The 8,520-nt window shown below is 70.4% G+C and carries 7 protein-coding genes; 2 read left to right on the forward strand and 5 right to left on the reverse strand.

Going from position 1 to position 8,520, the window contains the following annotated elements:
• The coding region (locus tag QR78_RS29835; protein WP_048431254.1) for a copper chaperone PCu(A)C domain-containing protein at positions 1-631 on the forward strand (631 nt) is incomplete at its 5' end.
• A 585-nt stretch (positions 632-1,216) separates the two neighbouring features.
• Entirely contained in the window at positions 1,217-3,325 is a 2,109-nt protein-coding gene (locus tag QR78_RS29840; RefSeq protein WP_048431255.1) for a TonB-dependent receptor family protein, read from the forward strand.
• A gap of 21 nt (positions 3,326-3,346) precedes the next feature.
• On the opposite strand, the gene QR78_RS29845 is transcribed toward QR78_RS29840, so the two are convergent.
• From QR78_RS29845 to radC, 5 genes are all read right to left on the reverse strand, one after another.
• Positions 3,347-4,096: a proteasome-type protease gene (locus QR78_RS29845; protein ID WP_048431256.1), complete on the reverse strand. Its 750-nt coding sequence runs from the start codon at positions 4,094-4,096 to the stop codon at positions 3,347-3,349.
• Positions 4,097-4,243: 147 nt separating this feature from the next.
• Positions 4,244-5,155, reverse strand: coding sequence for a transglutaminase family protein (locus tag QR78_RS29850; protein WP_082171974.1), 912 nt, complete (start codon positions 5,153-5,155; stop codon positions 4,244-4,246).
• A gap of 107 nt (positions 5,156-5,262) precedes the next feature.
• Positions 5,263-6,207, reverse strand: a complete 945-nt coding sequence (locus QR78_RS29855; protein ID WP_048431257.1) for an alpha-E domain-containing protein — start codon at positions 6,205-6,207, stop codon at positions 5,263-5,265.
• 105 nt (positions 6,208-6,312) lie between these two features.
• On the reverse strand, positions 6,313-7,752 hold the full coding sequence (locus QR78_RS29860) for a circularly permuted type 2 ATP-grasp protein (protein WP_048431258.1): 1,440 nt from the start codon (positions 7,750-7,752) through the stop codon (positions 6,313-6,315).
• Between the two features lie 196 nt (positions 7,753-7,948).
• Positions 7,949-8,520 (reverse strand): RadC family protein (radC, locus tag QR78_RS29865; RefSeq protein ID WP_048431260.1); only part of this gene is annotated, 572 nt, incomplete at its 5' end.

The raw sequence follows: 8,520 nt of genomic DNA on the forward strand, positions 1-8,520 counted from the left end.
CGGCCTCACCGACGCGGTGGCGCCGGGCGGCACGGTCTACTTCCCGGTGCGCCAGGAATGCGACGGCGCCGTCGCCGATTGGCGCGAGGTGCCGGCGGCCGGCCAGTCCTCCCGCGACCTCACATCGCCCGCGCCGGGCGTGCGCATCGTGGCGGCCGCCGCCGCGGCGCCGGTCGCTGCCGCGCCGGGTACCGCCCCCGCGGCCTCCACGACGGTCAAGGCCGGCGACCTCGCCATCACGGCACCGTGGATCCGCGCCACGCCGGGCGGCGCCAAGGTGGCGGGCGGCTACCTCGAGATCACCAATACCGGCAAGGAGCCGGACCGGCTGCTGGCGGCCTCGATCCCGCTGGCGGCCCGCGGCGAGGTCCACCAGATGTCGATGGACAAGGGCGTGGCCAAGATGGCCCCGGTCGAGGGCGGCCTCGTCATCAAGCCGGGCGAGACCGTGGCCCTGAAGCCCGGCGGCTACCACCTGATGTTCCTCGACCTGAAGGGCCCGGCGAAGGCCGGCGACACCCTCGACGGCACCCTCACCTTCGAGCGCGCGGGCACCGTGCCGGTGCGCTTCGCCGTCGGCGCCATCGGGGCGTCGGCGCCGGAGGCCGGGGGCGGCCACCACCATCATTGATGGTGGCGAGGATCGCCTCGCCGGATCGTCCGGCTTTCGCCTGCATGCGTGAGCGTCAAGGCCGTCCAGGGAACTGAGACGGCGCGGGATCCCCTTTCCCACACGGGCTAGCGGATTCACACTTCTCCTCTGAATGCTAACCCATTGAAGGTAAGCGCGCTTTCCCCTCCCCCTTGTGGGGAGGGGTTAGGGGTGGGGGTGGTGCAGGAGGCACCGCTGAGTCTCCTCCGGCACCACCCCCACCTCCAACTCCTCCCCACAAGGGGGAGGAGAGGCGCTCTACTTTCAAAAGGAGAAGCGTTCAAACCGAGATGTGTGAACACGCTAGCCCACACGGGAGAGGAGATCCCGCGCCCGATCTCCAGAGGATTGCCGTCCTGACGGGTCCGCGACAGCGGGACAGACGGGCTGCGCCGGTCCTGCGCGCAAGTCCTGCAGCCCAAACCGAACACTGACGGCGCGCCTCTCGACTTGGGGATCCCTCTCCCTCGCCCGGCGCGCGCTGCCTCCCATCCACCGACATCCTTCTCGTCTCCCGCGCCGTCGAGCCCTGCCCGGCTCCGGCCCGCGAAAGGTCGCGCCGTCATGTCCCTGCTGTTTCGGGGCGGCTCCGTGCTGCCCGCTCTCCTCTGCCTCGCTCCCCCGGCCTCCGCCCAGCAGACGGCCGGCGCCCTGCCCCTCGAGCAGATCGAGGTGGCGGGCTCCGCCGTCGCCGCGGCCGGAGGCGGCTCGCTCACGGTGCCGTCGGTGGCCGAGCAGCGCCGCAGCCTCAACCGGACCGTCGGCTCGGTCGGGTTCGTCGACGCGGCCGACATCCAGAACCGCTACGCCAACACCCTCCGCGACGTGCTGAAGGACGTGCCCGGCGTCACCGTGCAGGAGCGCTACGGCCAGGAGGTGCGCCTCTCGATCCGCGGCTCGGGCGTCGCCCGCGGCTTCCACCTGCGCGGCATCGAACTGTTGCAGGACGGCATTCCGCTCAACCTCGCCGACGGGTCGGGCGACTTCTACCAAGTCGATCCCCTCGCCCTGCGGTCGGTCGAGGTCTACAAGGGCGGCAACGCCCTGACCTTCGGGGCGACGACGCTCGGCGGCGCGGTCAACCTCGTCACGCCGACCGCCCGCACGGCGCTCGCGCCGACCATCGTGCGGATCGACGGCGGCAGCTTCAACGCGGTGCGGGAGAATTTCCAGGTCTCGCGGGTCGTGGGCCCGGCGGACTTTCTCGTCAACGGCACGGTCACCAACGCCGACGGCTTCCGCCAGCACGAGGTGCAGCGGACCCAGAACGTCAACGCCAACCTCGGCTACCAGATCGCCCCCGGCATCGAGACCCGATTCTATGCCGGCCTCTACGTCACCGACCAGAAGCTTCCCGGCGCGCTCACCCTCGACGAATCGCTGCGCACGCCCCGGATCGCCAACCCGGCGGCGATCACCGGCAACCAGTCGCGCCAGGTCGCGACCGAGCGGATCGCCAACCGGACCTCGTTCCTCCTGGACATCGGCAAGCTCGACATCGATTCCTGGGCGATCCACAAGTCGCTGTATCACCCGATCTTCCAGGTCATCGACCAGGATGGCTGGACCTACGGCGTCTCGCCGCACTGGGCCGGCAGCTTCGACGTCGCGGGATTCCGCAACGACACGATCCTGGGCCTGCGCGCCTATGCGGGCCAGAACACCGCGCTGCAATTCGTGAACGTGGCGGGCCAACGCGGCGCCCAGACCCGCAACAGCCTCCAGAGCGCCTCGAGCCTGGAGGCCTATGGCGAGAACCGGTTCTGGTTCCTGCCCGACGTGGCGCTGATGACCGGCGCCAAGCTGTTTTCCGCCAACCGCACCTACAGCGACAAGGGCGGGCTACCCGGCAACCTGTCGGCCAAATTCGCCAACCGCACCTACGAGGGCGTGAACCCGAAGATCGGCCTGCTCTGGCAGCCGATGCCCGATCTCCAGGTCTTCGGCGACCTCACCCGTTCCCGCGACGTGCCGGATTTCTCCGACCTCGTGCAGCAGAATCCCGCCAACACCACCTTCGTGCCGCTCCAGGCCCAGCGCGCCTGGACGGTGGAGGCCGGCGCCCGCGGGCGGATCGACCGTCTCGGCTTCGACGTGACGGTCTACCGGGCCGAGATCCGCGACGAGTTGATCAACTTCTCGGTCAATGCCGGCCTCGGCATCCCGGCCGCGACCTTCAACGCGCCGCGCACCCGCCACCAGGGCGTCGAGGCGGCGGTGTCGCTCGATCTCGCCCGCGACCTCACCGGCGTCGGCGACAGCCTGACGCTGACCCAGATCTGGACCCGCAACGACTTCCGGTTCGTGCGTGATCCGGTCTACGGCGACAACCGGATCGCCGGCCTGCCGCGGGACGTCCTGCGCACGGTGCTGAGCTACGCCCGCGGCGGCCTCACCCTGGCGCCGTCCCTCGACTGGGTGCCGACCGGCGCCTTCGCCGACCACACCAACACCCTGCGGGCGCCGGGCTACGCCCTCGTCGGCCTGCAGGCCTCGGTCAGTGTCGACCCCGGCCTGACCCTCTTCCTCGACGCCCGCAACCTCACCGACGCCCGCTACGTCTCCGACGTCTCGGCGGTGACCAACGCCGCGGCGCTCACCGGCAGCGCCGCCCGGATCTTCTACCCGGGCGACGGGCGCAGCGTGTTCGCGGGGTTGCGCGGCACGTTCTGAGCCCGCGCGGGCCGGGGCGGGCTACTTCGCCCCCGGCCCGTAGGGCGGCCGCGGGATCGCCCGGTGGGCGGCCCGCAGGGCCGCCGACCAGCGCTCGCGCAGGTCGTGGAAGTAGGGCTCGCCCGCCTCGATCCGGTGCAGCACCTCGGTGTCGCAGGTGTTGCGGCGGATCACCGTCAGGTCGATCGGCAGGCCGACGCCGAGGTTCGACCGCATGGTCGAGTCCATCGACACGAGCCCGACCTTCAGCGCGTCGTAGATGTCGGTCTTGTAGGTTACGGCGCGGTCGAGGATCGGCTTGCCGTACTTGTGCTCGCCGATCTGCAGGAACGGCGCGTCCTGGCTGCAGGCGATGAAGTTGCCGGCGGAGTAGATCATGTAGAGCCGCATCGGCCCGTCGCCGATCTGGCCGCCGAACAGGAACGACACCTCGAAGCGCAGTTGCGCGGCCTCGAACCCGGCGCGCTCGATCGCCCGCACCTTGCGGGTCGCGCGGCCGATGAGCTGGGCGGCGCGGAACATCGTCGGCGCGTCGTAGATCGTCTCGAGCTTGCCGGTATCGGGGTCCTCGACCCCCTCGGTCAGGAGCGCCAGCACCGACTGGGTCACCGAGAGGTTGCCGGCCGAGGCCAGCGCCAGCACGCGTTCACCGGGCTTCGTGAACATGTGGAGCTTGCGGTAGGTCGAAATGTCGTCGAGCCCCGCATTCGTGCGGGTGTCGGCGATCATGACGAGACCCTCCTCCACCAGGATCCCGACGCAATAGGTCATCGCTCACCGCCCCCGGCGATTCGTCAGGCGGGCGGTCCGGCACCGCGCGCGGCGTCACCCTGGCGCAGGCGGTGTACCGAATCCAGCCGAATCCGCTTCCCCGGGGTGAGGTGGCGCGCCGCTATCGCGGCGGTGCCACAGGGGGGGTCAGCCGACCTGCGCCTGGTGCTGGATGACGGGGACCTCGACGGGCGGCCTCTCGGCCGGGACCTCGCTCACCGTCGCCTCCTGGCTCTGCTGGGCCTGCGCCTGCGCGCGGGCATCGTCGACGCGGACCCGCACCGTCATGGTCTCGGTCCCGCCGCCGGTGCGGCTGCCCCGTACCGGCGCGGCGTCGAGGTAGTCGAGCCCGATCGTCACCCGCAGGTGGGCGTCGGTCACCGCGATGCCGTGGGCGGGATCGAACCCGACCCAGCCGAGATCCGGCACCCGGGCCTCGACCCAGGCGTGGCCCGCCTCCTGCTCGGGGGCGTCGGGCCGCCAGCAATAGCCCGAGACGTAGCGCACCGGGATCTCGAGGTGGCGCGCCGCCGCGATGAAGACGTGGGCGAGGTCCTGGCCGACGCCCTTGCGCAGGGCGAAGGCCTCCGCCGCCGTGGTGGCGGTCCCGGTCGGGCCGGGGGCGTAGTCGACGGTCTGGTGGACGCCGGCGAGGAGCCGGTGCAGCTGGTCGAGACGGTCCTTCGCTCCACCCGCCGCGTCCTCGGCAAAGGTCCGGATCGCCTCGTCGGCGACGGCGAAGCGCGATTCGCGCAGGTAGAACGGGTCGGGCAGCCACTCGGCGGTGCCGCGCATCACCCCGTGGGTCTCGGTGGTCTCGACCTCGCCGACGACGCGGATCGCCAGGGCCTCCTCCGGCCCGTCGGCGCTGAAGACGTGGACGATGTTGCCGAAGCCGTCCTCGCGCCGGCTCAGGCGGCCGTCCACCGTCGGCTCGATGCGCCAGGACCGGACGTGCTGCCCGTCGTGGTCCCGCGGCGTCAGCCGCAGCATCTGGATCAGGTTCCGGGCGGGATTGTCGTACTGGTAGACCGTCTCGTGGACGACGCGGATGCGCATGGGGTCGCGAAGCTCGCTGTCACGATTAAAGCGGGGCCGTGCGGGGCGGTGCTATACACCGCTCCGCGGCCGGGCGAAACCGGCGGCGTCGCCCGAGCCGGCGGCGTTCACCCAAGGTACTGCTCGACGATCGCCGCCCCGAGCCGGTTGTTCTCGGCGATGAACTCCTCGATGAACTCGTGCAGGCCGGAGGCGAAGATCTCCTCCACCGTCAGGTCGTCGAGGCGGGCGAGCATCCCGCGGGCCAGCCGCTGGCTCGGCCCGTGCCGGCCGTAGGCGTCGGCGATGAGGTCGAGGTTGCGCACCAGCATCCCGTAGCAATTGGCGAGCGAGCGCGGCATCTCCCGGTTGAGGATCAGGAGGTCGGCCACCAGCCAGGGCTTGATGCTCTCGCGGTAGACCCAGTGATAGGCGGTGAGCGCCGAGACCTCGCGCAGGATCGTGGTCCACTGGAAGTAGTCGAGGCTGCCGCCGACCCGCTCGGTCTCGGGCAGGAGCACGTGGTACTTCACGTCGAGGATGCGGGCGGTGTTGTCGGCCCGCTCGATGGCGATGCCGAGCCGGGTGAACCAGAACGCGTCGTTGCGCAGCATCGTCCGGTAGGCCGAGCCGTCGAAGGCGAGGGAGACGCCCTTCACCCAGTCGAGGAAGCGGGCGAACTCCTCCCGGGTCATGTCCCGGCCCTCGAAGCTGCGCAGGTGCAGGAAGGCCTCGTTGATCGCCTCCCACATCTCGCTCGTCAGCGCCGTGCGCACGCTGCGGGCGTTCTCCCGGGCGGTCTGCAGGCAGGAGCGGATCGAGGACGGGTTGTTGGGGCTGAAGGCCAGGAAGTCGCGGACGGTATGCTCGTTGACGCTGTCGTAGAGCGGGCGAAACAGCTCGATGTTGCCGGCCGAGGCGAGCGCGGATTCCCACTCGTTCGCGTCGCTGCCGCCGTAATTGGCCGGCAGGGCGGAGAGGCGGAGCGCCGCATCGAGAATGCGGGCGACGAAGTCGGCGCGCTCGGCGTAGCGCGAGAGCCAGTAGAGGTTGTCGGCGGTGCGGGAGAGCATGGCGGCTGGGGAGGCTCACGCTGTGGCGGTGCGGGCGGACCGGGCCGGGCGCGGGGGCGCACGGCCGGGTCCTGAATGCGGGGCGGGCGGCGCGGGCGCGCTCTGTCAGCCGTCGAGCACCCAGGTGTCCTTGGTGCCACCGCCCTGGCTCGAATTGACGACGAGCGACCCCTCCTTCAGCGCGACGCGGGTGAGCCCGCCCGGCACGATGCGGATGTCGTCGGCGCCCGCGAGCACGAAGGGCCGGAGATCGACGTGGCGGGGCGCGACGCCGGAGGCGACGAAGGTCGGGCAGGTCGACAGCGCCAGCGTCGGCTGGGCGATGAAGCCGTCCGGCGCGTGCCGCAGCTTGCGGCCGAACTCCTCGATCTCGCGCTTGGTGGCGTGAGGACCGACCAGCATGCCGTAGCCGCCCGAGCCGTTGACTTCCTTGACCACGAGGTCGCCGAGATTGGCGAGCACGTGGGACAGCGCCTCCTTCTCGCGGCAGCGCCAGGTCGGCACGTTGTGCAGGATCGGCTCCTCGCCGGTGAAGAAGCGCACGATCTCCGGCATGTAGCTGTAGACTGCCTTGTCGTCGGCGATGCCGGTGCCGACCGCGTTGGCGAGCGTGACGTTGCCGCTCTGGTAGGCGCTCATCAGCCCCGGCACGCCGAGGACCGAATCGGGCCGGAAAACCAGGGGGTCGAGGAAGTCGTCGTCGATCCGGCGGTAGATCACGTCGACCCGGCGCGGGCCCTCGGTGGTCCGCATGTAGACCACGTCGTCCTTGGTGAAGAGGTCGGAAGCCTCGACGAGGTCGACGCCGAGCTTGTCGGCCAGGAACGAGTGCTCGTAGAAGGCGGAGTTGAAGCGGCCCGGGGTGAGCAGCACCACGCTCGGATCGCGGGCGGCGCGCATCGGCGCGAGGCTGCGCAGGGTGGCCAGCAGCGCGTCCGGATAGGCCTCGACCGGGGAGACCCGGTGCTTGGAGAACAGCTCGGGGAAGAGCCGCAGCATCACCTCGCGGTTCTCCAGCATGTAGGAGACCCCGGACGGCGTGCGGGCATTGTCCTCCAGCACGAAGAACTGGTCTTCGCCGGTGCGCACGATGTCGATTCCGGCGATGTGGACGTACTTGCCGTGCGGCACCTCGAAATCCCGCATCTCCAGCCGGTAATGCGGATTGCGGTAGACGAGGTCGCCCGGGATGATCCCGGCCTTGATGCATTCCTGCGGGCCGTAGATGTCGGCCAGGAACATGTTGAGCGCGGTGACGCGCTGCTTGAGGCCGCGCTCGAGAAAACCCCATTCGGGCTTGGTCAGCACCCGCGGGATGATGTCGAACGGGATCAGCCGCTCGGTCGATTCGTTGTCGCCGTAGACCGCGAAGGTGATCCCGATCCGGCGGAAGAACAGCTCGGCCTGGCTCCGCCGGGTGTCGAACTGCTCGGGCGGAGTCGTGTCGAGCCAGGTTTTGAGTGCCGCGTACGCCTCGCGCACGACGGCCGGGTCCAGTCCGCTCTCCTGGGCTCCCGTCATCTCGTTGAACGCGCTGAGCGGCATGGGCGTCCCTCTGTTTCCGCCGAAGCTAGACGCAAGACGGGGGCCAAGGCAAAGGAAATGCGTCCTTCGCGCCTGTGCCTCACACGTCTTTGCGCTGGGTCAGGCGAAGCGGGACGCGATCGACCGGGCGACGCAACAATCTGCTCAATTTTTAGGCGTTTCGGCACGGGAAATCGACCGGCCGGCGACCCGTCGCTCAGATCAGCTTGAGCCCGCGGAAGCTCGCATGGCCCTCGCGCCCGACGATGATGTGGTCGTGGACGACGATGCCGAGGGGGCCGGCCACCGCCACGATGTCCCGGGTCATCTTGATGTCCGCCTGGGACGGCGTCGGGTCGCCCGAGGGGTGGTTGTGGACGAGGATCAGGGCGGTGGCGGAGAGTTCGAGCGCCCGGCGCACCACCTCGCGGGGATAGACCGGGGTGTGGTCGACGGTGCCGCGGCCCTGCACCTCGTCGGCGATCAGGCGGTTGCGCTTGTCGAGGAAGAGGAGCCGGAACTCCTCGCGCGGCGCGAACGCCATGGCGGCCCGGCAATAATCGATCACGGCGGCCCAGGAGGACAGGAGCGTGCGCTCGACGACCGCGCCGCGGGCGAGGCGCCGACCGGCGGCCTCCATGATCTTGAGGTCGGTGACGACGGCGGGGCCGATCCCGTCGACCTCCATCAGCCGCTCGGGCGGGGCGCTGATCACCTCGGCGAAGCTGCCGAAGCGGGCGATCAGCGCCTTGGCGATCGGCTTCACGTCCCGGCGCGGGATGGCGCGGA

Origin of the sequence: Methylobacterium indicum (assembly GCF_001043895.1) — a bacterium.
Taxonomy (GTDB): Bacteria; Pseudomonadota; Alphaproteobacteria; order Rhizobiales; family Beijerinckiaceae; genus Methylobacterium; species Methylobacterium indicum.

Bases quoted from the DNA above. Each gene is read 5' to 3' on its own strand.
- QR78_RS29840 (WP_048431255.1), top strand. From the start codon at position 1,217: ATGTCCCTGCTGTTTCGGGGCGGCTCCGTGCTGCCCGCTCTCCTCTGC.
- QR78_RS29845 (WP_048431256.1), bottom strand. From the start codon at position 4,096: ATGACCTATTGCGTCGGGATCCTGGTGGAGGAGGGTCTCGTCATGATC.
- QR78_RS29850 (WP_082171974.1), bottom strand. From the start codon at position 5,155: ATGCGCATCCGCGTCGTCCACGAGACGGTCTACCAGTACGACAATCCC.
- QR78_RS29855 (WP_048431257.1), bottom strand. From the start codon at position 6,207: ATGCTCTCCCGCACCGCCGACAACCTCTACTGGCTCTCGCGCTACGCC.
- QR78_RS29860 (WP_048431258.1), bottom strand. From the start codon at position 7,752: ATGCCGCTCAGCGCGTTCAACGAGATGACGGGAGCCCAGGAGAGCGGA.